Source organism: uncultured Microbulbifer sp., assembly GCF_947498635.1.
In the GTDB taxonomy this organism is placed as follows: Bacteria; Pseudomonadota; Gammaproteobacteria; order Pseudomonadales; family Cellvibrionaceae; genus Microbulbifer; species Microbulbifer echini.
Map to the genome: position 1 here is coordinate 1 of NZ_CANMKV010000033.1, position 25,190 is coordinate 25,190.

22 protein-coding genes are annotated in these 25,190 nt (G+C 51.6%); 7 read left to right on the forward strand and 15 right to left on the reverse strand.

The window, feature by feature from the left end; all coding sequences use genetic code 11:
* Positions 1-226: 226 nt before the first annotated feature.
* The 3 genes from Q1A69_RS15355 to Q1A69_RS15365 all read right to left on the reverse strand — a co-directional run bounded on the left by Q1A69_RS15355 (position 227) and on the right by Q1A69_RS15365 (position 3,147).
* The gene (locus Q1A69_RS15355) at positions 227-895 is read right to left on the reverse strand and encodes a DNA-3-methyladenine glycosylase I (protein WP_299587174.1); all 669 of its coding nucleotides are present in this window, start codon (positions 893-895) and stop codon (positions 227-229) included.
* Between the two features lie 387 nt (positions 896-1,282).
* Positions 1,283-1,558 carry a hypothetical protein gene (locus Q1A69_RS15360; RefSeq protein WP_299587176.1) on the reverse strand — a complete coding sequence of 92 codons (276 nt, stop codon included), beginning with the start codon at positions 1,556-1,558 and terminating at the stop codon, positions 1,283-1,285.
* Between the two features lie 212 nt (positions 1,559-1,770).
* Positions 1,771-3,147, reverse strand: a complete 1,377-nt coding sequence (locus Q1A69_RS15365) for an SLC13 family permease (RefSeq protein WP_299587178.1) — start codon at positions 3,145-3,147, stop codon at positions 1,771-1,773.
* Positions 3,148-3,509: 362 nt separating this feature from the next.
* Between Q1A69_RS15365 and Q1A69_RS15370 the strand changes: the two genes are divergently transcribed.
* The 3 genes from Q1A69_RS15370 to Q1A69_RS15380 all read left to right on the forward strand — a co-directional run bounded on the left by Q1A69_RS15370 (position 3,510) and on the right by Q1A69_RS15380 (position 5,499).
* The gene (locus tag Q1A69_RS15370; protein ID WP_299587180.1) at positions 3,510-4,184 is read left to right on the forward strand and encodes an outer membrane beta-barrel protein; all 675 of its coding nucleotides are present in this window, start codon (positions 3,510-3,512) and stop codon (positions 4,182-4,184) included.
* A 183-nt stretch (positions 4,185-4,367) separates the two neighbouring features.
* A complete protein-coding gene (locus Q1A69_RS15375) occupies positions 4,368-4,967 on the forward strand; it encodes an SLATT domain-containing protein (RefSeq protein WP_299587183.1) in 600 nt (199 codons plus the stop codon).
* A 22-nt stretch (positions 4,968-4,989) separates the two neighbouring features.
* Positions 4,990-5,499: a TrmH family RNA methyltransferase gene (locus Q1A69_RS15380; RefSeq protein WP_299587203.1), complete on the forward strand. Its 510-nt coding sequence runs from the start codon at positions 4,990-4,992 to the stop codon at positions 5,497-5,499.
* Positions 5,500-5,568: 69 nt separating this feature from the next.
* Here the strand turns inward: Q1A69_RS15380 and Q1A69_RS15385 are convergent, their stop codons facing one another.
* The 3 genes from Q1A69_RS15385 to purL form a co-directional block, all read right to left on the reverse strand.
* The gene (locus tag Q1A69_RS15385) at positions 5,569-6,453 is read right to left on the reverse strand and encodes an aldo/keto reductase (RefSeq protein WP_299587205.1); all 885 of its coding nucleotides are present in this window, start codon (positions 6,451-6,453) and stop codon (positions 5,569-5,571) included.
* Between the two features lie 204 nt (positions 6,454-6,657).
* Entirely contained in the window at positions 6,658-6,981 is a 324-nt protein-coding gene (locus Q1A69_RS15390) for a TfoX/Sxy family protein (RefSeq protein WP_299587208.1), read from the reverse strand.
* 421 nt (positions 6,982-7,402) lie between these two features.
* Positions 7,403-11,269 (reverse strand): phosphoribosylformylglycinamidine synthase, encoded by a 3,867-nt coding sequence (gene purL, locus Q1A69_RS15395; RefSeq protein WP_299587211.1) that lies wholly within the window; start codon positions 11,267-11,269, stop codon positions 7,403-7,405.
* 411 nt (positions 11,270-11,680) lie between these two features.
* Here purL and mltF point away from each other — a divergent pair, with 411 nt between their 5' ends.
* Positions 11,681-13,156 carry a membrane-bound lytic murein transglycosylase MltF gene (gene mltF / locus Q1A69_RS15400; RefSeq protein ID WP_299587214.1) on the forward strand — a complete coding sequence of 492 codons (1,476 nt, stop codon included), beginning with the start codon at positions 11,681-11,683 and terminating at the stop codon, positions 13,154-13,156.
* Positions 13,157-13,274: 118 nt separating this feature from the next.
* Positions 13,275-13,703, forward strand: a complete 429-nt coding sequence (locus Q1A69_RS15405) for a hypothetical protein (RefSeq protein ID WP_299587216.1) — start codon at positions 13,275-13,277, stop codon at positions 13,701-13,703.
* A gap of 84 nt (positions 13,704-13,787) precedes the next feature.
* Here the strand turns inward: Q1A69_RS15405 and Q1A69_RS15410 are convergent, their stop codons facing one another.
* The 6 genes from Q1A69_RS15410 to mtnP form a co-directional block, all read right to left on the reverse strand.
* Positions 13,788-14,417 (reverse strand): TIGR04282 family arsenosugar biosynthesis glycosyltransferase, encoded by a 630-nt coding sequence (locus Q1A69_RS15410; RefSeq protein WP_299587219.1) that lies wholly within the window; start codon positions 14,415-14,417, stop codon positions 13,788-13,790.
* Positions 14,410-15,153: a TIGR04283 family arsenosugar biosynthesis glycosyltransferase gene (locus Q1A69_RS15415; RefSeq protein ID WP_299587222.1), complete on the reverse strand. Its 744-nt coding sequence runs from the start codon at positions 15,151-15,153 to the stop codon at positions 14,410-14,412. Before Q1A69_RS15415 ends, Q1A69_RS15410 begins: the two co-directional genes overlap by 8 nt.
* Positions 15,095-16,570: an FAD-dependent oxidoreductase gene (locus Q1A69_RS15420; RefSeq protein ID WP_299587225.1), complete on the reverse strand. Its 1,476-nt coding sequence runs from the start codon at positions 16,568-16,570 to the stop codon at positions 15,095-15,097. The genes Q1A69_RS15415 and Q1A69_RS15420 overlap by 59 nt, the downstream gene beginning before the upstream one ends.
* Before the next feature lie 9 nt (positions 16,571-16,579).
* On the reverse strand, positions 16,580-17,263 hold the full coding sequence (locus Q1A69_RS15425) for a TVP38/TMEM64 family protein (RefSeq protein WP_299587227.1): 684 nt from the start codon (positions 17,261-17,263) through the stop codon (positions 16,580-16,582).
* 78 nt (positions 17,264-17,341) lie between these two features.
* Positions 17,342-18,289: an arsenosugar biosynthesis radical SAM (seleno)protein ArsS gene (gene arsS / locus Q1A69_RS15430; RefSeq protein ID WP_299587229.1), complete on the reverse strand. Its 948-nt coding sequence runs from the start codon at positions 18,287-18,289 to the stop codon at positions 17,342-17,344.
* Positions 18,290-18,294: 5 nt separating this feature from the next.
* Positions 18,295-19,194, reverse strand: coding sequence for an S-methyl-5'-thioadenosine phosphorylase (mtnP, locus tag Q1A69_RS15435; RefSeq protein WP_299587232.1), 900 nt, complete (start codon positions 19,192-19,194; stop codon positions 18,295-18,297).
* A gap of 233 nt (positions 19,195-19,427) precedes the next feature.
* On the opposite strand from mtnP, the gene Q1A69_RS15440 reads away from it, so the two are divergent.
* Both Q1A69_RS15440 and Q1A69_RS15445 read left to right on the forward strand, forming a co-directional pair.
* Complete coding sequence (locus Q1A69_RS15440; protein ID WP_299587235.1) at positions 19,428-20,000, forward strand: DUF2239 family protein; 573 nt, start codon at positions 19,428-19,430, stop codon at positions 19,998-20,000.
* 12 nt (positions 20,001-20,012) lie between these two features.
* A complete protein-coding gene (locus Q1A69_RS15445) occupies positions 20,013-21,401 on the forward strand; it encodes an MATE family efflux transporter (RefSeq protein WP_299587237.1) in 1,389 nt (462 codons plus the stop codon).
* A gap of 105 nt (positions 21,402-21,506) precedes the next feature.
* Here Q1A69_RS15445 and sucD read toward each other — a convergent pair whose 3' ends face one another.
* From sucD to lpdA, 3 genes are all read right to left on the reverse strand, one after another.
* Positions 21,507-22,379, reverse strand: a complete 873-nt coding sequence (gene sucD, locus Q1A69_RS15450; protein WP_299587239.1) for a succinate--CoA ligase subunit alpha — start codon at positions 22,377-22,379, stop codon at positions 21,507-21,509.
* A gap of 2 nt (positions 22,380-22,381) precedes the next feature.
* Complete coding sequence (gene sucC, locus Q1A69_RS15455) at positions 22,382-23,548, reverse strand: ADP-forming succinate--CoA ligase subunit beta (RefSeq protein WP_299587241.1); 1,167 nt, start codon at positions 23,546-23,548, stop codon at positions 22,382-22,384.
* Between the two features lie 163 nt (positions 23,549-23,711).
* Positions 23,712-25,154 (reverse strand): dihydrolipoyl dehydrogenase, encoded by a 1,443-nt coding sequence (gene lpdA, locus Q1A69_RS15460; RefSeq protein ID WP_299587243.1) that lies wholly within the window; start codon positions 25,152-25,154, stop codon positions 23,712-23,714.
* Between the last annotated feature and the right edge of the window lie 36 nt (positions 25,155-25,190).

Consider the following 25,190-nt stretch of genomic DNA (forward strand, 5'->3'; position numbering starts at 1 on the left):
TGGAAGCTTACTAGCCTACAGCCAGCTGACCTCTCTCGCTATTGCCAAGTGTGTCGGTTGTTATGGGAATCTAGGATCAATCAAAACGCTGAAACCCAAATAAAAACAACGAAAAATATACTTATATTCAGCATGCACAAAAGGACTTAACAACAGCCCCAAGAGATGCGGCATCAAGCCTACTCATCGCTAAATGCATAAAAACTGAGGCAATAATCCTTAAACACTATCCGACCGAAAGGGAGAGTATCTGACTAATCTCATTCAGACTGCGGTTTGACTGCCCCTGCCAGATTTCAATGGCATTTTGCAATGCGAGCCAATCTTTCTTTGAAGAAGGAGATTTATTCACTACCCCCTCTCTAATCAAGGCTCGGATGGTATCACTGGCAAACACCAACGTATCCACCCCCATGCGGCGAAGGAATACTTGTGCTGTCTTTCCCCCTAATCGATCGCCGCCTTTCCGCAGGTATTTAAGGTTGTCCACATAATTTTCGGTATTCCAGCTGGAAAAATATTCGCCTAAACTCCTATATTCATCAGATAAACACCAAAAGAAATCTGCATTCCTTTGAATGGAGCGAGTTTTTGTCCAATGCTTGATCATCCCTTCCTGACGCATCAGATCATCGAGTGCTTCCTCTGATAAATACCTACAGAAGGAAAGGTCAAATCCGTAAAATATCTTCTCAATATCCGGCCATTTTTTCTCTACTACCTTCCAACTGAAACCTGCTTGGAAAACAGCGCGAGAAGCCGCTGATAGCCACAGGTTATCCGGTATGGTTAATACCTGATCAGATGGCAGCGGCTTTCTAAGTTTCGCTTGAAGCCCACTCATGCCACCGAAGCGGTCGATTACAGGTGCTTCTATCTCAAGAAAATTCCGCATACGAATTACCTATATTTCTTACAACTCTTAAATCTTGCCTGAATCATTCACCGATCACTTATTTACTGGAAAAATATACAAATCCGAACATATCACGGGCTTTAATCACACTAATTCGCCCACTTAGTGTAAAAAAACACTGAATTCTGAACACCCGTTTTCTGGCCCATAGGCTTATGAATGCCAACTATATATATCAGACCTTTGATGGAATGGGGTATTTATGTGCTCCCAATCAACCCGCAGCAGTATTGATAGGAAGAGAAGTAGGTAGGTTACGAACCATCTTCCTGCAGGCCCCTTAAGCTCTAAACAAGATTACCAATCCACCTTATGAAAATACCTCGATGTAAGGGGTATAACCCTTACATCGATAAAGATACGTTATCAAGTAAGCTCATCAATCAGGCGCATTGCATCCTGGGCACCGAGGGGCTGCTTCTTGGTGGACTCTTGCTCAGATAAACTTTGACTCTCAGTAGGAATACCGGATGTGGACTTGGGCATAGAAACTACCCTGGCCATAGCCTGATATGGATAACCAGCATTAAAGGCCAAGCCACCAATAGGCTTCCAGCCCTCATTCAACAATCTAGTCACTTCCTCTTCCAGACTAGAAAATCCAGATTTCCCAACGGCAACTTTATATTCTGCTTTTTTCACGAACACCCTCCATACCACACACAATGATCACCACTCTGCTCACATTGGAAAACAGGCGGTTACACCTCTAAAGCCAAAGGATGTGGATTCTAGGACAGTTACTCAGTAGCCAAAAGCCTTGAATCGCCAAAAAGATAGCCCTGACTAAGAAACAAGTTTGCGAACTTTGAATTCCCATTCATACGTACACTTTGTCAAACTAAGTAAAAGCATCAGACCAGTATCAACCAGCACATCCCAGCAATAATCAATGATGCCGTCACACTCAGTACTGCACCCTCCCGTACCATATCCTGCATGCGCACTTTACCCGTACCGTAAGCGATCGCGTTCGGTGCAGTGGCAACCGGCAACATAAAAGCACAGCTCGCGCTCATGGCTGCGGGAATCATCAACACCATGGGATCGAAACCTGCGGAGGTGGCGGCTACTGCGAGAATGGGCATCAGCAGGGTTGCCGTGGCCGTATTGCTGGTAATCTCCGTTAGGAAAGTAACTCCCAAGCATAAAATTATCAACATCAACCATAGGGGCATGGCGGTCAGGAATGATAGACCGTTCCCGAGCATGGCGCTCAATCCCGAGGCGGTAAAACCCTTGGCCAAGGCAATACCGCCAGCAAATAACAACAGCATACCCCAGGGGATGGTTTCCGCGGTCTGCCAGTCGAGCAGACGTCCTCCCCGGCCGTTAGGCACCAGGAACATTGCTACCACTGCAGCCAGAGCAACGGTACTGTCTCCTGCAGCTTCAATGTCCAACCAACCACTCCAGCCACCAAATGGGGCATTACGGGTTACCCAAAAGAAAATTGCTACACCGAAAACCAGCAGAGTCCGCTTCTCCTCGGCCCGCCACTCACCCACCTGTGGAGGCTCGATCTCATTCTGCAAATGGACATTACGCGTAAGCCACAGGGCCATAATTGGTAGGGTGACCAGGGCAACCGGTATCCCGATTTTCATCCATCCGAGAAAACTAAATTCACGGCCTGTCACCTCCTCGTAAATTCCCATAAAAATTACATTGGGTGGCGTCCCCAGCGGTGTACCCACTCCGCCCAGGCTGGCGCCATAGGCAATTCCAAGTATTAGAGCAACGGTGAGGCGTTGATTTTGAATTCGGGAAAGAATTGCCAGAGCAATAGGCAGCATCATCAGGGTTGTGGCCGTGTTGGAAATCCACATGCTGAGAAATCCAGCCGCGAGCATAAAACCAAGAACCAGGCGCCGGCCACTAGAGACGCCAAAGATACGCAGCATATATAGGGCTAGGCGCTCATGGGCACCGCTCTTCTCGAGTGCCTTCGATAGAATAAAAGCGCCCATCAGCAGCAGTATCACATGGCTGCCCAAGGATGCCGCTACCGTCTTGTGATCAGTCACTCCAAATAGGGGCAGAAGTACAAAAGGTACCAGTGAGGTAGCGGGAATAGGCAGCGCCTCTGTCACCCACCAGGTCACCGTGAGTAGAGTAATCCCGGCGGTGACTGCGGGTAGATATTGCATCCCCATCGCGGTTAAAAGGATATAAAACGCAACCGCTAGTAACGGTCCCAAAACTATAAATTGCTGCCGCATGACCGACATAACTTCTCCCAACCCCAAAAGAATTAACTTTTTTTATTCACTTACCCCCAAGAGATTGGCGAAGATCCAACAACCACTCCGCACCTACAGGGGTGTACAAAATACAAGAAAGCAAAAGGATTGCGCAGTACTTTATCTCGGGCAATCCATAGAGTCTGGCCAAATGTGGCTCACCTAAGAGTCGCCAAATGATGAATTTTCCATTTATCTTTTCGATGCCATAAAGCAAATACTCAAAGAGCGGCCGATAAACTTCCAGCCCTATAAGTACAAATGTACAATGCGCGCCAATCATGACTTTACGACCTTTAACACTCGGTTTTTAACTCTGTGTCTGCAGTCACTTTCTCTAGAGGTATCCCTTGAAAAAAATCGCTCTCTCCGCCCTGATAGCACTGGCCAGCACTAGCGTTTACGCTGGTGAACAGCCCTTTTATTTGAAAGCCTCTCTAGGGTATGTGCAATTTGACTCCGAAGACCACTTTGCGGTGAAGAAGGACCTCAACTCAACTGGCTACGCTTTTACTTTTGGCTACCGAGTCAATAACTACGTTGCTATCGAAGGCAGCATGGCCAATCTGGGCACTATCCACAGGGATTATGAATTCAGTATTCACACCCCTGAGATGTACTATGACTATGATGACATCGTGATAGAAAACTACGATTACAAAAGCACAAGCGAAACCAAACTCAAATCCTATAGCCTCGGGTTGGCATTCTCGACGCAAGTCCAACAGAACCTAAATGCCGGCTTCCGTTTAGGTGTTCATCAGTGGTGTGAAGAGACCAATGGCAGGAGTACATATTCCGGGACCCGCAGCAGGTATAGCGAAGCTAGAAGGCTCTATGAAGTAGAACCTTCCAATGGGTCCTATAAATGGGACAGCGACAAGGAAAGCGGCAGTAATCCCTACTACGGCGCTGAAGTGAATTGGTCCACCGGTGACTGGGGCATCACCCTAGAGCACACGATCTATGAAATCCAGGATGACAAGTCCAATCTCTCCGCTGTCGGTGTTACCTATAGCTTCTAGTCCAAATGCTAGGAACGTTACCTGTGCGGGTAGGCGCTCACTCACGGCCAGCACAAAGCCCTTGAAAATCTATGCCTATTAAATAGGCATTCAGCAACGCTCCAGTACTTCACCCTGTACATCTCAGCTATATCCGGCAAACTATCGCAGTCAAAAAGAGAGCGAAAGAGACGGAAAGGATTCATGAGTAAGATACCCAATACAGTGGCAGTACTGGATAAGCTGCGCTGGAATGCCCACCTGTGCAAGCACAGTCACTTCCGCGCCTCCATGAAAGGTCGCAACCTTCATGTGCTCTGCGGGGTGCCGGTTGTAGTGGTCAACCTGTTTCTCGGTTCTCTATTCTTTTCTTTGATCAATGCTGAACTTCCAGATTGGACCAAATGGAGTGGCGCTGCCCTGGCCCTGTTGGCCGCCCTACTGGGAGGCGTACAGACCTTTTTTAATTTCAAGAAAAACTACGAGGGACACCGCCAAGTCGGCAATGAATACCTGGCTATTGCCAGGGAATGTGAGCGACTTATTGCCCTTTACTTTGACCGCATCCTCGACCTGGAACACCTCTCCAACAAGATTTCAGAACTCAACACCCGCTATAGTGAAATCAACCAGCGGGCCGAGGAATTTATTGTTTCCCATAAGGTTTACCGCCAAGCCATCCAGGTGCAAAACCAAAAAGCCAACAGGGAACCCTCACTGGTAGAGCGGATGCGCAATAGCCAAGCCACCGCATCTCTAGAAAACCAACGGACCCGTGGAACGATAGAAAAAACAACGACCTGAATTACTCACCAACAGATTTACCATGCAGAAAGTGCACAGCGACCACTCACCGGAAAGCATCACCCATTCTCTCTGTTATCTGGCAACTGATATTCGCACGCCCAGTAATATCGGGGGCTTATTCCGTATTGCCGATGCCCTGGGGGTTGAGAACGTGTATCTTGCAGGCACCAGTCTGGTGCCACCAAACTCTAAGATACGCAAAATCTCTCGCGCGACAGAACAACATGTTCCCCATTTGTATGCCGAAAACGCCCTGAGCACAGCACTGCAATTACAGGCGCAAGGATATCGGATTGTCTGCCTGGAAATTACGGCCTGCAGCCTAGCGTTAAGTCAGGCCCCCATAGCCAAGGGAGACAGAGTCTGTCTGGTATTAGGTGCGGAAAAAGATGGGGTTGCCAAAGAGCTGCTGGAAATTGCCGATATGACTGTGCATATCCCTATGTACGGGGTTAACTCCTCAATGAATGTCACCTCGGCCTGCGCTATTGCAAGCTACGAGCTGATCCGGAAAATGGCTTCAAATTAATTTTGTCAATAAGAATCAAAATAAAGTTCTCAAGAAAATTTTATCTGCCCGCATTTCAAAAAGTGAATATTAGTCAGGCACTTTCATCATCATATTTCTTTTGCGAACAAAATCCGGGTCCCCACCAAAACGCTTGTTACAATTTAAGTTATTAATAGCTTGGATGTCAGCGTTACTTAAATTAAATTCGCTCAATAAGAAATTACTAAGGATATGATCCAGCACTTCAGATTTTGGCAAGACCACCCTATGCTGCTGAATATTCCAACGCAATATAACCTGAATGGCAGTGACTGAGTATCTCTCAGCTATTTGCACTATCACAGGGTCAACATCTGGCCTAGCCTCTTTTTCTACGGCCTTAAATATAGATCCTGCTCCCAGGGGAGACCTGCAACAGATCGCTATCTTATGAAATTGACAGTAATCGACCAGTGGTTGCTGAGTAAAATAGGGGTGTAACTCAATTTGATTACAAACAGGGGGCACCTCAGCAAAGCTAGCGATCTGCTCAATATCAGACTTACGAAAATTGGACAGCCCCAGGGCGCGCACTTTCCTCTGCTGGTATAAGGCCTCCATCGCCTCCCAGGTCTCCCGTGTATAAGCCGGTACCGGCCAGTGAACCAGGTAGAGATCCAGATATTCCAGCTGCAGACGCTCCAGGCTCCGGGCAAAGGCATCGTGTGTTTTCTTGCCGCCCTGCTCGGTATCCCAGACCTTACTCGTAATAAACAACTCTTCTCTAGGCAGACCAGACTCCTTAATGGCTCGCCCCAAGGCGCGCTCATTACCATACACAGAGGCCGTATCAAAGTGCCTATAGCCAATGGCCATCGCTTTCAGGACTACTTCTTTGACATACTCGTCATCCTGTTGCCAACTACCTACCGAAGCCATCCCCAGACCGATTTGGGGGATCTCCACACCGTTGTTAAACTCGAGAAAGTACATAATCGATACCTCCGCCAAAAACCGCAGCGTTTCTCAACACAATAACCAGCGATTTCTGCATTTACATCGCTCGACGCTGAGTTTAGGCGGCTTAAGTTTTTTCGTGAGAAAAACGAAAAAAACAGACAGATAAATAGGTGTCAAACACACGATAAAAATTTAGGGCGCTTTAAAACTCAATCCCCACGGCTACGCAAAATCAAGTTATTTGGGTGGCAGTGAACCAGCAAACTCCGCTCCTCGATTCACCCAATCGTCCAGAGCCTGCTCCACGGCATCTTCTTCCACATAAACCATGCCCTTCAAGGGGCGTCCGGTATAATCCATTGGCCTGGTGTAGCGTTCTGCCAGCGCATCCTGATAATTATCGGGGCCGACACGTACCATCAGCTCTTCACCGACTACCCCACAAGCCATATTGCCATTCAACATAAATGCAAGGCCACCAAACATCTGCTTTTCAGAGAGGCCTTGATTTCCCTGTAATAAATTGCGCACTTTTTCTACCAAAGTCTCGTTGTACGCCATGACAATCTCCTTAATCACTTTTGCTGGGTGGGAAAGAGTATTCCGGGTACTGCTGGGATCTACGCCAGTGAAAACGCGACAAGCGGAAGATCAAACGGTGGGAATTTGTGAGCACCTTGCCATGCCAATTCAATGCATGAAGGCGAAGTAAATACTGTGTAATCGATACAGATAACTGCACCATAGCCAGAGAAGTTATTTCGAATAATTCTTTAAGTGTAGCAGGAAATATCTGTGTTGCTTGCGAAAAAGGAAAGAAACGAAAAGGGAGAAGCCAATAGAGGACTAGAGTGTGATTAGCGCCAAGCTTGACTCTGCACTACACGAAAATTTTTGATGACGTATTAAAGTATTCCCCCGCTTATTTAGCGGGCCCATAAAAACTGGCACCCCGATATAATATCGAGGTGCCAGAAAGGCTTTAGTCAACAAAAACTCGAGCGTTGCGGAACAGGCGCATCCAGCCGGAGTCCTCTTTCCACTCATCCGGATGCCAGCTGTTGCTGACCGCGCGAGCTACGCGCTCGGGATGCGGCATCATGATAGTCACACGGCCATCTTCGGAACACAGGGAGGTAACACCATTGACCGAGCCGTTGGGGTTGGCTGGGTAGGTCTGGCTTATTTCACCTTGGTTATTGAGGTAGCGCATGGCGATGGTCCCGGAAGCCTCACACTTCTCCAGTGCCTGCTGGTCCGTAAATTCCACCCGGCCTTCGCCGTGGGCAACCGCTACGGGCATATAAGTGCCGGCCATTCCCTTAAAGAGCACTGAGGGGGAATCCTCAACGCCGACCAGGGCAAAGCGCGCCTCATACTGTTCCGACAGGTTGCGCACAAAGCGCGGCCAGTGGTCGGCTCCGGGAATCAGCTCTTTGATCACGGAGAACATCTGACAGCCGTTGCACACCCCCAAACCGAAAGTATCCTTGCGGTTGAAGAAGCCTTCAAACTGATCGCGGGCACGCTCGTTAAACAAAATAGTTTTGGCCCAACCTTCGCCGGCGCCGAGTACGTCACCGTAAGAGAAGCCACCACAACCTACCAGGCCCTTGAACTCATCCAAAGCTACACGGCCCGCCAGGATATCGCTCATATGCACGTCCACGGCATTAAAGCCGGCGCGGTGGAAGGCGTGCGCCATTTCCACCTGGCTGTTGACACCCTGCTCACGCAGTACGGCAACTTTCGGACGAATACCCTTGGCGATATAAGGCGCGCTGATATCTTCGTTGATATCGAAGGTGAGATTCACCGAAAGGCCCGGGTCTTCCTGGGTAATCGCGGCAAATTCCTGCTCGGCACAGTCGGCGTTATCGCGCAGAGACTGAATGCGGAAGCTGGTTTCCGACCAGATCTGCTGCAGCTCAGCGCGGGAGCGCTTGAAGATCTCCACACCATTATTGGTGATGCACAGGTGCTCATTGTTGTTCAGGTAACCGATCTGATGCGCGGGAACCCCAACAGCGGCAAAGCGCTGTACCAGCATCTCCGCTTCACACGCGGGGACCTGTAATACGGCACCCAGTTCTTCACTAAACAATGCGGCAATCGGGTCTTCACCCAGCTCGTAGATTTCCACATCAAGACCCAAACGACCGGCAAAGCCCATTTCCGCCAGGGTCGTAAAGAGGCCGCCATCCGCGCGATCGTGGTAAGCCATGATCAGGTCTTCGTTCAGCGCCTTCTGTACCACCTCGAAGAAGCCTTTTAGCTTCTTGGCGTCATCCAGGTCCGCGGGCGTATCGCCCAGCTCATTGTAGACCTGCGCCAGGCAGGAGCCGCCTAAACGGTTTTTGCCGGCACCCAGGTCGATCAACAATAGTTCGCTCTCACCTTTGTCGGTGCGCAGTTGCGGGGTAACGGTTTTACGGACATCGGTAACCGGGGTAAACGCGGTAATGACCAAAGATAGCGGTGCGGTAACCGCCTTCTGCTCGCCCTCTTCCTCCCAGGCTGTGCGCATAGACATAGAGTCCTTGCCCACCGGAATGGTGATATTCAGTTCCGGACACAGCTCCATGCCCACAGCTTCAACGGTGCGATAGAGTTTTTCCTCTTCGCCCGGGTGGCCTGCGGCACACATCCAGTTGGCAGAGAGTTTTATGTCGGAGAGCTGTTTGACCGGAGTACAGGCAATATTAGTGATCGCCTCACCTACCGCCAAACGACCAGAAGCCGGTGCATCCAACAGTGCCACCGGGGTGCGCTCCCCCATAGACATGGCTTCACCGGCATAGCTGTCGTAAGCAACGGTGGTCACCGCGCAGTCCGCCACCGGTACCTGCCAGGGGCCGACCATTTGATCACGCGATACCTGGCCAGTTACGGTGCGGTCGCCAATGGTAATCAGGAAGCTCTTGCTGGCTACCGTAGGCAGGCGCAGCACGCGCTCAGCCGCTTCATTGAGATCGATATCTGCAGTGGCAAATGCCTTGGTCTCAGCCCGACGCGTCTCTGCCTCGCGGTGCATGCGCGGCGGCTTGCCGAACAATACAGACATGGGCAGATCCACCGGCTTGGACTCAAACTTGGTGTCATTCAGCAGCAGATGCTTGTCTTCCGTGGCCTCACCGACAACGGCGTAAGGCGCGCGCTCGCGCTCACAAATTTGTTCGAAGCGTTCCAGGTCTTCCGGCATTACTGCCAGTACATAGCGCTCCTGGGATTCGTTACACCAGATTTCCAGCGGACTCATGCCGGGCTCATCACAGGGTACATTGCGCAACTCGAAATTACCGCCAGTGCCGCCATCCTTCACCAGTTCGGGGAAGGCATTGGACAGGCCACCCGCACCCACATCGTGGATAAAGGCAATGGGGTTAGTCTCACCCAGCTGCCAACACTGGTCGATCACTTCCTGGCAACGGCGCTCGATTTCGGGATTCTGACGCTGCACCGAGGCAAAATCCAGGTCCTCAGAGCTGGAACCGCTGGCCATACTGGAGGCGGCACCCCCACCGAGGCCGATCAACATAGCCGGGCCACCCAGTACCACTAGCTTCGCGCCAGGGGAAAACTCAGGCTTATCTACATGCTCTTCGCGGATATTGCCGTAACCACCGGCGAGCATAATCGGCTTGTGATAACCACGGCGCTCGCCGTCAAAATTCTCTTCAAAAGTCCGGAAGTAACCGCAGATATTCGGGCGACCAAACTCATTGTTAAAGGCGGCGCCACCAATGGGGCCCTCGATCATAATATCCAGGGCGGTAACGATACGCTCGGGTTTGCCGTAATTGGATTCCCAGGGCTGTTCCCAACCGGGAATTTGCAGGTTGGAAACGGTAAAGCCCGTCAGACCTACTTTCGGCTTGGAGCCTCGGCCCACCGCGCCTTCATCGCGAATCTCACCACCGGCACCGGTACCCGCACCAGAGAACGGTGCAATTGCGGTGGGGTGGTTGTGCGTTTCGACTTTCATCAGCAAATGAATCGCTTCACTGCTGAAGCCGTATTCTTTGCTATCCGGATCCGGATAAAAGCGCCCAGCCACATTGCCCACCACAACGGCGGCATTGTCCGCATAGGCAGACAGGACATTGTCGCCGCCTTTCTGGTAGGTGTTCTTAATCATGCCAAACAGGGAGTGCGGCATTTCTTCGCCGTCGATGGTCCAGGTGGCATTAAAGATTTTGTGGCGGCAGTGCTCGGAGTTCGCCTGGGCGAACATCATCAACTCTACATCGGTAGGATTGCGCTCCAACTCCTGAAAGCTGGTGAGTAGGTAATCGACCTCATCTTCAGCCAGGGCCAGCCCCAAAGTTACATTGGCCTCTTCCAGCGCTTCGCGGCCGCCTTCGAGAATGTCCACGCCGCGCAGTGGGCGCGGAGCCTCCTCTACAAACAACTGCTCCGCCTGTTCGAGATCGCTAAATACCATCTCAACCATGCGGTCGTGCAACAGCGAAGCCAATGCCTGGCGCTCAGCTTCATCGAACACCACACCGCTGAGGTAGTAAGCGACACCGCGCTCCAGGCGGTGGATCTGGGTGAGCCCCGCATTGTGGGCAATATCGGTGGCCTTGGAGGACCAAGGGGAGATAGTGCCCGGACGCGGTACCACCAGGATCAGCTCACCTTTCGGCGCGTGCTTCTCTTCAGTAGGACCGTACTGGAGCAATCGCTCGAGCAGTGCCATCTCCTTGTTATCCAGTGCGTCGCTATCTGCAAAGTGTACGAACTCGGCGTAGAGATCGTCGATGGTCGGTTGCAGCGCGCGCAATTGGTTGAGCAGTTTCTTATGGCGGAATTTCGACAGTGCGGGAGCACCACGCAGAACTAGCATTGCGGGAGGTTGCCTCTTATCTGAATGAGAAAAAATGCGCGAAAGAAGAATCGCACAAGGCCCCGGAAATTTGAGAGGCGCAATTGTACCCGAAGCATTGCAACACCAACACACCCGCCCTGCACTTCAGTACACATGAACCAATTACCAATCAAAATGTTCAAAAGGCGAACAAATTTGATAGTAAATACACGGTTATCGCTAGACGCCGAATAGCTCCTACAAAAGTCCCAACTTTTTTTCAAGCGCACAGGTCACAGTGACCAAAAGCCAAATTGGGCAGATTGTCATCAAATAAGGTAAAATTGGCGGACTGTGCCAGCACTGGCCAGGAAGCCCTGGTGGCAATAGCCCACCAGGCCTTAGGCATAACAGCGATATAAACAACGGACAAGCTACAGGGGACAGCCTATGATGATGAGAAGCCGAGTGCTGCGCTATGTCCGCCGCGTGTGCAAAGGGCTCGCCCTAACCTGCTGCGCTTCCCTGCTAGTCGCCAGTAAAGCGCCGAGTACCCTTGAGCGTATCAAAGCCTCCGGCGAGCTGGTTGTCCTCTCGCAAAACGGCCCCACCACTTATTACGAAGATGCCTCCGGCAACCCCACCGGTTTTGAGTACGGCATGCTGCACGCCTTTGCCGAAGAGCTCGGGGTTAAACTGGTTATCCGTGATGTGCACAGCCTGGACGATATGTTCGAGCGGCTACGCGACCCCGACGAGGGTGCCCACTTCGCCGCCGCCGGCCTCACTGTCACCCCCGAACGCCGTGAACAGGTGCGCTTTTCTCCCTCTTATTTCGAGGTCCGCCAACAAATTATCTACCGCGTAGGCGAGAAACGCCCGCGCAAAACCAGCGACCTAGAAGGAAAAACCGTCGCGGTGATCGCCGGCAGCGCCCACGCCGAGGAAATGAAAAAATTATCCCGGCGCTACCCGGGCTTGCACTGGGAGGAAATCTCCGATGTGGACGCCATGGAGTTAGTGGAGATGGTGCAGCAGGGGCAGTACAGCTATGCGGTGGTAGATTCCAACGCCTACGCGGTGCATCGCGGCCTCTACCCGAATACGGCTGTGGCTTTTAATCTCAGCCAGTTCCAACCGGTTTCCTGGGCCTTTCCCAAGAGTGATGACGACAGCCTGTACCAGAGTGCACGCCTGTTTATGTTGCGCGCCAATACCAATGGCATGATCGCGCAACTACGTGAAGAATTTTTTGGCCATGTCAGCGACCTAAATGTGGGCGGTGCCCAAGCATTTGCCAAACGCAGCCGCGAACGCCTGCCGAAGTGGCGTGGTGCAATGCAAAAGGTAGCCGACCAGTACGAACTGGATTGGCATCTATTGGCGGCACTCAGCTACCAGGAGTCCTACTGGAATCCTCGTGCGCGCTCACGCACCGGGGTACGCGGCCTTATGATGCTCACTTTAAATACCGCCAGAGACCTGGGAGTAAACCGCCTCAATCCCGAAGAGAGTATCGAGGGAGGCGCTCGCTATATTGTGCAGATTCGCAACAAACTGCCGGAGCGTATTCGCGAACCCGATCGGACCTGGATGGCGCTGGCCGCTTATAACGTGGGCTACGGCCACCTGGAAGATGCCCGTGTTCTCACCGAGCGCATGGGCAGCAACCCGGACCTGTGGCCCGATGTACGCGATCATCTGCCGTTACTGGCCAAGCGCCAATACTACAAATCCACCAAGCACGGCTACGCGCGCGGCTGGGAGCCAGTCACTTACGTTCAGAATATCCGCCATTACCAGGCCCTGCTGAGCTGGAGCAGTCGCATCGCAGAACAGCGCTTGGCAGCCAATGATGAAAACGGCGGCGTTCTCGCGGAAAACAGTGCCGTGGAAGCCGAGGCCAGTGCCGCCCCCGCACTCTAGGAGTTCCTAAAACTTTCTCCCGACAGAGTATCAAGCGGCTTTCTTCACGGCTCCAAGAGATTTCGCAAAATTATTCAGTGGTTTCTGTATTCATTCGGTCTACTTTTGAGGCGCTTGAGTGGTGGAAGAGAAAACCGCAGTAAAAGAAATCGAACAATTTATTGATTACCTTGTACAGGCGGGAGTCCACTGCAGAGTGGCCCAGCTGGAGAGTATCTATCATAGGGATATGCAGGCCTTCATACTGGATGACTCGGATCAGCTGACGATCGCGGACAAATCGGCATTTATCGATCTGTTTAAAGCGAAGCGTGACTCAGGTGAGTTACCGCTAAATGCCTGGAAAAAAATTCACCATGTCGAGGTGAAAAACAATAGCGCCCTGGTGATTTTTTCGCGAATAAACAATCTATCAGGCCAGGAAAGAAAGTTAAGGCTGGGTATCGATTTAATTCATGAGAATGGGAACTGGCAGGTTATACGGGAAATCATTTTTCTTGATCCAAACTCCACAACTCCTACTCCTACCCCTACTCTGCAAAGTTAATCGTAGAAATCACGCCCTCTCAAAAGCTGTTCGATTTCCGGTTCATGGGCTTAGCCAGGCACTTCAGAGAAGTCCTCCCCCTTTTTAAGATACCCTCCAGGCCGGGGGTAAATACCGCAAATCTTCGGGCTCATCAATATCGGCCAGTACTTCCAGCATCTGGCAGTGCATTGCACACTCCTGCAGGCGTTCCATGGTCTGCTGTGCCACCACCTCAGTGCTCCAGTCAATATCCTCAAACAATCTGGAATGCATCCGCTTGAGCCCCAACAGGGTATAGCCTCCATCTTTGGCCGGATGCATCACCGCATCGGTGTGCGTCAACATTGCGGCCGCCTCACGGATACGCTCCGCGTCGAGCGCCGGGCAATCAGTGCCCAGTAGGAGCAACCCCTGACTGACCGCGCAGGTATTCTTTACGGCCTGCCACAAGCGATGACCCAAATCACCCGTGGACTGGTCGTGCAAAGAAACCCCCAGGGGCATAGGCAAACTCTGCCAAAAGGGATGACGGGAGTCTGGAGCAACGTGCAACTCCACCGGGCCAATATCGGCCCTCACGGATTCTGCCAGCGTATGCTGTAATAACCGCTCTGCCAAAGATGCCGCACCTCGCTCCCCCAGGGCAGGGATCAGACGGGTTTTCGCGTAGCCCGGCAGCGGTGCCTTGGCCATCACCACCAAGCGCAGAGAGGGATTCGAATTATCACTCATAGCGCTTCGCCAGGGACTCCGCCGGTACCCCGCGCCAGTAATCGAAGCGCAGCCGCCACATTAACAAGATCGTGCGCAATATCCCGAACCTTTGCCAGCGACGCCCAGAGGTCATGGCTCTCTGCCGCAGACAATGCGGCCGGGTCGTTTTCAATAACTGCCTGCTCAACTCTATATCTTCCATCAACGGCTGTGGGGCAAAGCCTCCCACCTCCTTGAATAGCGAGCGCTGCACAAACATCACCTGATCGCCAGTGGCGATTCCGCTAAAGCGGGAGCGCCAATTGATCATGGTGGAAATCAAGGGGAACCAAGCACTGTCTCCGCAGATGCGAATATTAAACCGACCCCACTGCGCCCCCCGAACTGAAGCCGAAGCAATCGCGCTCAGAGCTCCTTTGGGCAGGCGGGTATCCGCATGTAAGAATAACAACCAATTCCCACGGGCAACGGACGCGCCGGCATTCATTTGCAACGCCCGGCCGCGTCGACTACGAATCACCCGCAGCCCAGCGGTGGTAGCCATCTCTACACTGCCGTCACTACTGCCGCCATCCACCAAGATGGTTTCACAACTGCTAAAAGCAACCAGGTCTTTTAATTGTGCCACCAGTTCCGGTAGCTGCTCTCGCTCATTTAATATCGGTACAATCACACTATATTGCACTATCCCCACCTCAGCCGCGCCGCCAGCGATGGTATTTTTCCAGCCATCTAAGCAACCCTTTCGGTGCATGAGCCCGCTTCCAATTTCCCGCAACAAATTTATTCGCTTCTGCCATGGTGGGGTAGATATGAATAGTAGACAAAATCTTGTTCAAGCCCATGCCCTGCTTCATGGCAAATACAAATTCGGCAATTAACTCCGCCGCATTTTCACCAACAATAGAAACTCCCAGAATTTTATCCCTGCCCGGGACCGTAAGTACTTTGATAAAACCAGTTGCGGCGCCATCGACAATCGCTCGGTCTAGATCATCAATACTATAGCGGGTCAGCTCATAAGCTACGCCTTGCTCAGTGGCCTGGTCCTCACTGAGACCGACACTGGCCACTTGCGGATCGATAAATATTGCGCTTGGTACCAAGCGGTAATCCACCGCAAATTTTTTAATACTTCCAAAAAGCCCATTTACAGCGGCGTACCAGGCTTGGTGCGCTGCCATATGGGTAAATTGGTAGGGGCCCGCAAGGTCCCCAGCAGCGAGAATATGGTGATAGCGAGTGCGCAGATAGCCATCCACTGGTAGTTTACCGTCCTGCACAATACCCAGCGCCTCCAGACCAAATCCTCCCGTTCTGGCGCGCCGACCAAGGGCCAGGATAATCTCATCAAATGTCACCTGTATTTCACCCTGGGAATTTCGCAGGATTAACGCGCCCCCCAGCCCATCTTTATTCCCGTCAAAAGAGATAGCCTCGTGCCCAGTGAGAAGCTGCACCCCCTCTGATTCCAGCGCCCGGGAAACGGCTGCGGAGACTTCATGATCCTCCAGGGGCAGCAGGCGCTCAGCCCGCTCAATTAAGGTGACCGTGGAACCCAGCCGCGCAAATGCCTGGGCCAGCTCGCAACCAATTGCCCCCCCCCCAAGCAACAGTAATTGAGAGGGGGCCTTATCCAGTTGCGCGAATCGATCCCAAAGCGTTTCACTAGTCAGATAGTTGACGGTATCCAATCCCGGAAGAGGTGGTACCGCCGGTTCAGCGCCAGTAGCGAGAATAATGGCACGGGCAGTCAGACGGTGCTCCTCGCTGCCCTCCTGAGTAATACTGACAGTCCAGGGATCAACAAGTCGCGCACGCCCGCGAACCACCTCCACCCCCAGATCGCTATAGCGCTCAACACTATCGTGAGGTTCTATCTCTTGAATAGACTTACGCACATGTGCCATCACCGCCGGGAAATTAATTTCCGGCTCCGGCACTTGTACACCAAAACGCTCTGCTGTGCGCGCCGAGTGGGCAACTCGTGCACACTGAATTAGCGCTTTGCTGGGCACACAGCCCGTATTCAGGCAGTCGCCCCCCATATTGCCCGACTCAATCAGTGTCACCTTGGCTTTTACCGCCGCAGAAATATAGGCGCCAACCAAACCGGCTGCACCAGCACCAATCACAATAATATTGCGGTCAAATTTTCTAGGCTTACCCATCGCAGTTAATTACCCGGCCGCGCGGCGGCGCTTCAGCCAATTTATAAAATATTTTGCCAACAGTGGAAATATCCCCAGAAGGGCAAAGGACAACAGCAATTCTGGAGAGGCAATATCTTTCAGGTTTTCTATCCGCACCAGTTGCGTACCCGCGTTGACATACACAATCGTTGCCGCCAGCATGCCTATCTGACTAACCCAGTAGAATGTCCAGGTTTTCAGGTGCGTGAGCCCCATTAAGATATTAATCAAAAAAAACGGGAAAATTGGTACCAGACGCAGAGCGAAGAGGTAAAAGGCACCCTCTCGCTCAACACCATCGTTCACCACTTTTAAGCGGGTCGAGAAACGCTCTTGCACATAGTCCCTAAATAAATAGCGGGCCATCAAGAAAGCAATGGTTGCACCAACACTGGATGCAAAGGACACGATTAAGGTCCCCCACAACAAACCGAAAATGGCTCCTGCGGCAATAGTGAGAATTGCAGCCCCGGGCAGCGATAGGCCGGTGACCAGAATATAAAAAATAAAAAACAGCACCCCCAGCAATACGGGGGAAGTCGATTGCCACTGCTGGAATTGCTCGCCACCACCTTTTAATTTATCCAGGCTCAACCACTGATTTAAATCAAATGCATAAAAAGCAAATACTAAGGCAAGGATAACCAGCAATAGTAGTATTCTCTTCCCCATAAGGCGCGTCCCTTTCTCTGCCCCAATGACCTTCCTAGGCAACCGGTTCGGTTGCCTCCCATCTAGGCTGCTTCTGTGCTAAAGAGCTCCACTACAACTGCTGCCCTGACCGGCAGTGCAACCATAGCAGTGGTCGGCCACACGAATACTTGAATCGGCAAGATCCCTCTCCAGTAAATCGCGCAAGTGCAACCGATTCGCGATAGGAATACTTAACTGTTGGTTGAAATCACAGTCGTATAAATCGCCCTGCCAGCCCACACTCACCTGGCTGCGACACATCACTCCGTCGAGGTTGGAAGCGCTGTAACTATCCCGCAGCAGGGTCATATATTCTTTAAATTGTCCTTTAGAAATCAACATGGAGCCAAATCGTTTAATCGGCATATTCGTCAAGGCGAATAAATGATTGAACTTAATATTAAAGTGTTCGGCCAACTCCCTACGATAATCGGCCTCTAGGGCCTTCTGCTGTGGAGGCAAAGAGGCCCCCTGGGGGTTATAGACCAAATTTAATGTAAGCGGCGAACCCTCCTGGCCGTAGCCGAGCGTATTGAGCTTTTGCAATCCGGCAATGCTCTTATCAAACACCCCTTTACCACGCTGCTTATCCACGTTATCCATAGAGTAGCAGGGTAGAGAAGCCACCACTTCTACAGTATTTTCGGCGAGGAATTCCGCAGTGGCCTCCTGCCCCGGCTCGAACAGCACGGTAAGGTTACAGCGGTCTATCACCTTTACACCCAGTGTTCGCACAGCACTCACCAGATCACGAAACCCCCAATGTAATTCCGGCGCACCGCCGGTGATATCCAGGGTGGGGATATTTCGCCTCGCGATCACCTCCACCAACAGTGCCAAATTTTCATCGGACATCATTTCGGTTCGGTTCGGTCCCGCATTCACATGGCAGTGCACACAGCTTTGGTTGCAACGGTAACCTATATTTACCTGCAGGGTTTCGATACGATCCCGGCGTATTGCTGGGAAGTCGGAAATTTCCAATAACGGCAGTGTTTCGTGCATAGGGTTCAGTGCTCCACTTCTTCATGCACTAATTTTGACGGTTCAAGCAGTGGTTTTATTACAGTGCGCTGAGCCTCAGATAGGCTGTCTATAGGGGTGACTAAGCCACTAGCCAGTGCCGTATGCGCAACAGACTCTGGCTGCTCTGCCCCCAACAAGCGAATCGCCTCAGCGGCCACCTGCTGGGCCCGTGTAGCATTTTGTTGCAAATTGGCAATCGCTACTTCCGCCGTCACAGCCTCTTCTCGGGGATGCCAACAATCGTAATCGGTGGCCATAGCCAGTGTGGCATAGGCAATCTGTGCCTCTCTTGCCAATTTAGCTTCCGGCATATTGGTCATACCAATGACGGAAGCCCCCATACTGCGATACCAGTGGGATTCCGCCCGCGTTGAAAACTGTGGACCCTCAATACAGAGGTAACTGCCACCCCGGTGTAATTTGGTCGACTGCTCCGCCTGAGTGAAGGCAAAAGCTCGCGCAAGGCAATCCGCCACTGCACCACACACCGGGTCCGCCATAGAAACATGGGCCACCGCACCCTCACCAAAAAAAGTGCTGTCGCGCCGACGGGTCATATCAATGAACTGATCGGGAACCAACATATCTAGAGGGCGCACCTCTTCGCGCAGGGAACCTACGGCAGAGAGAGAGAGGATATAGCGCACTCCCAATTGCCGCAGTGCGTGGATATTCGCCCTGTAAGGCACTTCAGAGGGAATCAATCGATGGCCGCGCCCATGGCGTGAGAGAAAGGCCACGGGTATACCGGACAACTTGCCACAAACGATACTATCGGAGGTCGCGCCAAACGGGGTATCAACTCGCAGCTCCTCCGCATCCGTCAATCCCGGCATTTCATAGAGACCACTCCCGCCGATTACTCCGATCAGTGCCTTAGCCATGTTCACTCCCTAACAGTTGGTTTTCCGCAGTATAGGAGTGGTGACAAGGCGTGTATATTGTTGGCCCCTCAACAAAAAAATGGGGGACGGGCAAGTACAGGCTACGACGCCTCAATCTGGCTCGACCTTATTCTTACTAGCATTTCGACCATAGAAAATCTCCTCTGTACAGAAACCGTTCAACTCCCTATATTTACCCTGGTGTTAATATTTTTACCCAGGAAATATTAATAATGGAAACAACGCCCTCAGACTATATAGCGATTGATCAGCAACAGCTTATTGCACGGGGAACACTCGAGGCCGTCATTCGCCGAGTGAAGTCTATGGACGCGTCTCTGGAGCCTCTTATCTTCGAGACAGACAGCTGTAAGCGACTTGATATCGATTGGCATGGAGATATTGAAACTGTACTGGCTAGGCTGGCCCCCCCAACAGCCAAGGGCTCAAAGCGAGGGCGTCCAAAACTGGGGGTTGTCTCCAAAGAGGTCACCCTGTTACCCCGGCACTGGGAATGGTTGAGCAAGCAACCCGGTGGCGCCTCTGTCACTCTTCGTAAGCTGGTGGAACAGGCACGAAAAAACGTTTCGCCTGAGGAGCGAATCACCATAAGTCAGCAACAACTCGATAGGTTTATGCTGTTAGTGGCGGGAGATACACTCGGTTTAGAAGAGGCGAGCCGATCTCTCTATAGAAACAGCAGAATCAGTTTTGAAAAAGCCATCTACTCATGGCCGGATGATTTCAAACAATTTGTGTTAAACAAGTTTAATGAAATCGCGGAGATGCACAGTGGTAATTTGTAAAATGGATTTACTATGACCCAACAACAAGACAATATATTTGTTAACGGCGCCTTACTACCAGTTTTCTTTAAGACGGCTGCGCCTATTATTCTGATAATGCTGGTAAACGGATCGTTTACCCTGTTGGATGCCTACTTTCTAGGGGAGTATGTAGGGGCTGAAGCATTAGCCGCAGTGACCTTAACATTCCCAATGTTTATGTTGCTGGTAGCACTTTCTTCATTGATTTCCAGTGGATATTCAAGCGTACAGGCCAGGCTACTCGGAGCAGGAGAGAAAGATAAGGCGAGACAAGCATTTTCCCAGGCAATTACACTGGCACTGGTGATTTGCGCTACGTTGATGTTGCTGTTTGTGGCTAGCGGAAAACAATTAACACTGCTAGTAGCCAATGGTTCAGAAGCTCTAGCGGAAATGGGGTTTACCTATTTAACGATATTAATCTTTTTATCCCCGACATTATTTATCGGTTCAGTTAACCTTGACACCTTGCGCTGCGAGGGACGACTATCCTTAATGGCTATAGTTTCCCTAACCTCCGTGCTACTCAATATTATTTTCAATTATATTTTTATTGCGCGCTTGGATATGGGGGTGGCCGGCTCTGCTTACGGCACCGCCCTAGCACAGGCAATCACCCTGGTAATCTTGGCGGGCTATCGCCAATACGGCCGCACAGTAATCGATACACAAGTCTTCCGCATCTCACGCAGACTGAATTTCTGGCCTAGCTATCTATCCCTGGGGCTACCATCCAGCTTGGGTTATATCGGTGTATCACTCACATCTATCACAATAATTTTCAGTATCCAGGCCTGGGGAGGTGGTAACTATGATGCGACAGTCGCCGCCTACGGTATTATTACGCGTATTATGACCTTTATCTTTCTGCCTCTACTCGGACTGAGCCAGGCCTTTCAGACTGTAGTGGGCAATAATGTCGGCGCTAAAGTCTGGTCTCGCGCTGATAGCAGTATCAATATCGCTTTGACAATAGCATTTGGTTACTGCCTCGCATTACAGTTGGGCGTAATTTTACTGAAAGGATCCTTAGGAGCCCTGTTTGTCAGTGACCAGAAAATTATTACAGAGGTGGCGCGTATACTACCTATGATGACGATGGTCTATTTCCTAGCTGGACCACTCATAATGATAAGTACTTTTTTTCAGGCTATCGGCGACGCCAAGCACGCAGCAATCCTTGGCCTGGCAAAGACTTATTTTTTTGTATTACCGTTAATTTTTGTTTTGCCACTGATAGCCGGGGAAGTGGGGATATGGTATGCAATGCCTATTGCAGAGATAATGCAGCTTATATTAACCGCTTTTGTCCTTTATCAACGGGGACGCAACCATGGGCACAAATATGGTTTATATGGTGCACAGCAGGCATCCGGCTGATTTTTTCAATCAAACCGAAAAACTTTCGCGTAACATTTTGATATGAAATAAAAAAGACCGCTTCGAAAGAAGCGGCCTTTTCGCAGACAGGAAATTACCCGGCTATTACCAACCAGTAACTTCCTTCAACGCGTCGCCGATCTGCGCCAGGGAGCGCACGGTTTTAACACCGGCATCTTCCAGGGCGGCAAACTTCTCATCAGCGGTACCAGTACCACCAGAGATAATTGCGCCCGCGTGGCCCATACGCTTACCGGGAGGAGCAGTTACACCAGCGATGTAGGAAACCACCGGCTTGGTGACATTTTCCTTGATGTAAGCAGCCGCTTCTTCTTCAGCAGTGCCGCCGATCTCACCGATCATAACGATCGCTTCGGTCTGCGGGTCATTCTGGAACATTTCCAGAATATCGATGAAGTTAGAACCCGGGATGGGGTCGCCGCCGATGCCCACACAGGTGGACTGGCCGAAGCCGTAGTCGGTAGTCTGCTTCACCGCTTCGTAGGTCAGGGTGCCGGAACGGGAAACGATGCCCACTTTGCCCGGCTTGTGGATGTGACCGGGCATAATGCCGATCTTGCACTCGCCTGGAGTGATCACACCCGGGCAGTTCGGACCGATCAGGCGCACGCCCAACTCGTCGCACTTTACTTTGGCGTCAAGCATATCCAGAGTCGGGATACCTTCGGTGATACAAACAATCAGTTTGATACCAGCGTTAGCCGCTTCCAAGATGGAGTCTTTACAGAAAGGCGCGGGTACATAGATGACGGAGGCTTCCGCACCGGTCTCTTCGACCGCTTCTTTCACGGTGTTGAAAACCGGCAGACCCAAATGCGTCTGGCCGCCTTTGCCCGGAGTTACGCCACCAACCATTTTGGTGCCGTAGGCAATCGCTTGCTCGGAGTGGAAAGTCCCCTGGGAGCCGGTGAAGCCCTGACAGATTACTTTAGTGTCTTTATTAATCAGTACTGACATGATTATTTACCCTCCGCAGCTTTAACCACTTGCTGAGCCGCATCGGTCAGGCTGGTGGCCGCGATAATGTTCAGGCCACTTTCGCTCAGAACCTTAGCGCCCAGGTCTGCGTTGTTACCTTCCAGGCGTACAACAACCGGTACTTTTACGCCAACTTCTTTCACTGCGCCCACAACGCCTTCGGCGATCATGTCACAGCGAACGATACCGCCGAAGATGTTAATCAGTACGGCTTTTACGTTCTCATCGGACAGGATGATCTTGAACGCTTCAACAACGCGCTCTTTGGTCGCACCGCCACCAACGTCGAGGAAGTTGGCCGGCTTGCCGCCGTGCAGGTTGACGATGTCCATGGTGCCCATGGCCAGGCCAGCACCATTTACCATGCAACCGATGCTGCCATCCAGGGCTACGTAGTTCAGTTCGAACTTGGCAGCGTGCGCTTCGCGTGGATCTTCCTGGGAAGGGTCGTGCATTTCGCGCAGGTCGGCATGGCGGTACAGCGCGTTGCTGTCGATTACAACCTTGGCATCCAGACAGTGCAGGTTGCCTTCGGTGGTGATTACCAGCGGGTTGATTTCCAGCAGAGCCAGATCTTTTTCCTGGAACATTTTTGCCAGGCCCAGGAAGATCTTGGTGAACTGCTTAACCTGAGTCGGGTTCAGGCCCAGTTTGAAAGCCAATTCGCGCGCCTGATAAGGCTGAGCGCCTACCAGAGGATCGATGGTGGCTTTGAGGATTTTTTCCGGAGTCTCTTCCGCTACTTTCTCGATCTCAACGCCACCTTCGGTGGAGGCCATGAAAACGATACGACGAGTGGAGCGGTCAACAACAGCACCGAGGTACAGCTCTTGATCAATGTCAGTGCAGCTTTCTACCAGAATGCGGGTTACCGGCTGGCCATTTTCATCTGTCTGGTAAGTTACCAGACGCTCACCCAGCCACTTCTTGGCAAACGCTTCAATTTCTGCCTTGGAATCTACCAGCTTTACACCGCCAGCCTTACCGCGGCCACCGGCGTGTACCTGGGCCTTTACTACCCACTTATCACCGCCAATTTCGTCAGCCGCTGCTACTGCCGCTGCCGGGGTTTCCGCTGCAATGCCTTTGGAAACCGGCAATCCGTATGCCGCAAACAGTTGTTTGCCCTGATACTCATGCAAGTTCATAGTCAATACCAATTCACATATAAAAATGTGTTTACTAATTGCAGATCGCTCTGCACCTGAAACACAGAACTCGAAATTCCCGTCGTTGCAAATTTCGAATTCTGCAAATGAAACCGGGGCGACCAATTAAAATAATTCGTCGCCCCGACATCGAAAAATACTTTTACTTACGCTTCTTGCGATTCATGGTGTGAATCGCATGGCCATTCACGCCCAACGCCGCTTCCTTCACCGCCTCGGACAGTGTCGGGTGTGCGAATACGGTCATACCGATGTCTTCCGCACTGGAGCCAAACTCCATCGCGATCGCCACCTGCTGAACCAGATCTGCAGCAGAAGGACCCACAATATGGGCACCCAATACACGATCAGTTTCTGCGTGAGCAATGATTTTTACAAAGCCCTGGGTATCGTTGGCGGCCATAGCGCGGCCGTTGATCGCAAACGGGAAGCTACCTACGTTGTAGGGCTCGCCGTCAGCTTTCACCTGTTCTTCGGTACGGCCAACCGCAGCGATTTCCGGATGGGTGTAGATCACGTTGGGGATCACGTCGTAGTTCATCATCGGTTTCTGCCCGGCGATGCGCTCGGCAACTACAACACCTTCCTCAGAAGCTTTGTGTGCCAGCATCGGACCGCGTACTACGTCGCCCACAGCCCATACGCCCGGTGCAGAGGTCATGCACAGGTCGTTGACATAAATAAATCCGCGCTCGTCCATTTTCACATCGGCGTCTTCGGACAACAGACCTTCGGTGTAAGGACGACGGCCAACACAGACAATCAGCTTGTCAAAAGTTTCCTGATGCTCTTTACCATCTTTGTCCTGGTAAGTGACAACCACTTCGTCGCCCTTCACTTCAGAACCGGTAACGCGGCAGGACAGGCGAATATCCAGACCCTGCTTTTTGAAGATTTTCTGGGATTCCTTGGCAACCTGCTGGTCCATGATTGCCAAGAACTTGTCCATGGCCTCCAGAACTACTACATCGGAACCCAGACGGTTCCATACAGAGCCCAGCTCCAGACCGATAACGCCAGCACCGATCACACCCAAACGCTTGGGTACTTCGGTAAATTCCAAGGCGCCGGTGGAATCGACAATAATTTTATCGTCTACCGGAGCGGGCGGAATATTGACCGGCACAGAACCCGAGGCCAGGATCACGTTTTCCGCTTCGTAGACTGTCGTGTTGCCTTCGTCGTCGGTCACTTCCACTTTCTTGTTGGCCAGCAGTTTGCCGGTACCGAAAATGGAGGTCACTTTATTGGCCGTGAATAGGCTCGCCACGCCACCGGTCAGCTTTTTGACGATCTCGCCCTTGCGCTCGATCATCTTGCTGACATCCATCTTGACCTTGCCGACTTCAATGCCGTGCACGTCGAGGGCGTCTTTGGCTTCGTGGTACTTCCACGAGCTGTCCAGCAGTGCCTTGGATGGGATGCAACCTACGTTGAGGCAGGTGCCGCCATTTGCGTATTTGCCATCCTTAGTTTTCCACTTCTCAATACAAGCGGTTTTCAGGCCCAGCTGAGCGGCACGGATGGCAGCGACATAACCACCAGGACCGGAGCCAATTACGATTACGTCAAATTTTTCCGACATGATCAGTTCCAGATAATTCTAATGCAGTGTGATCGA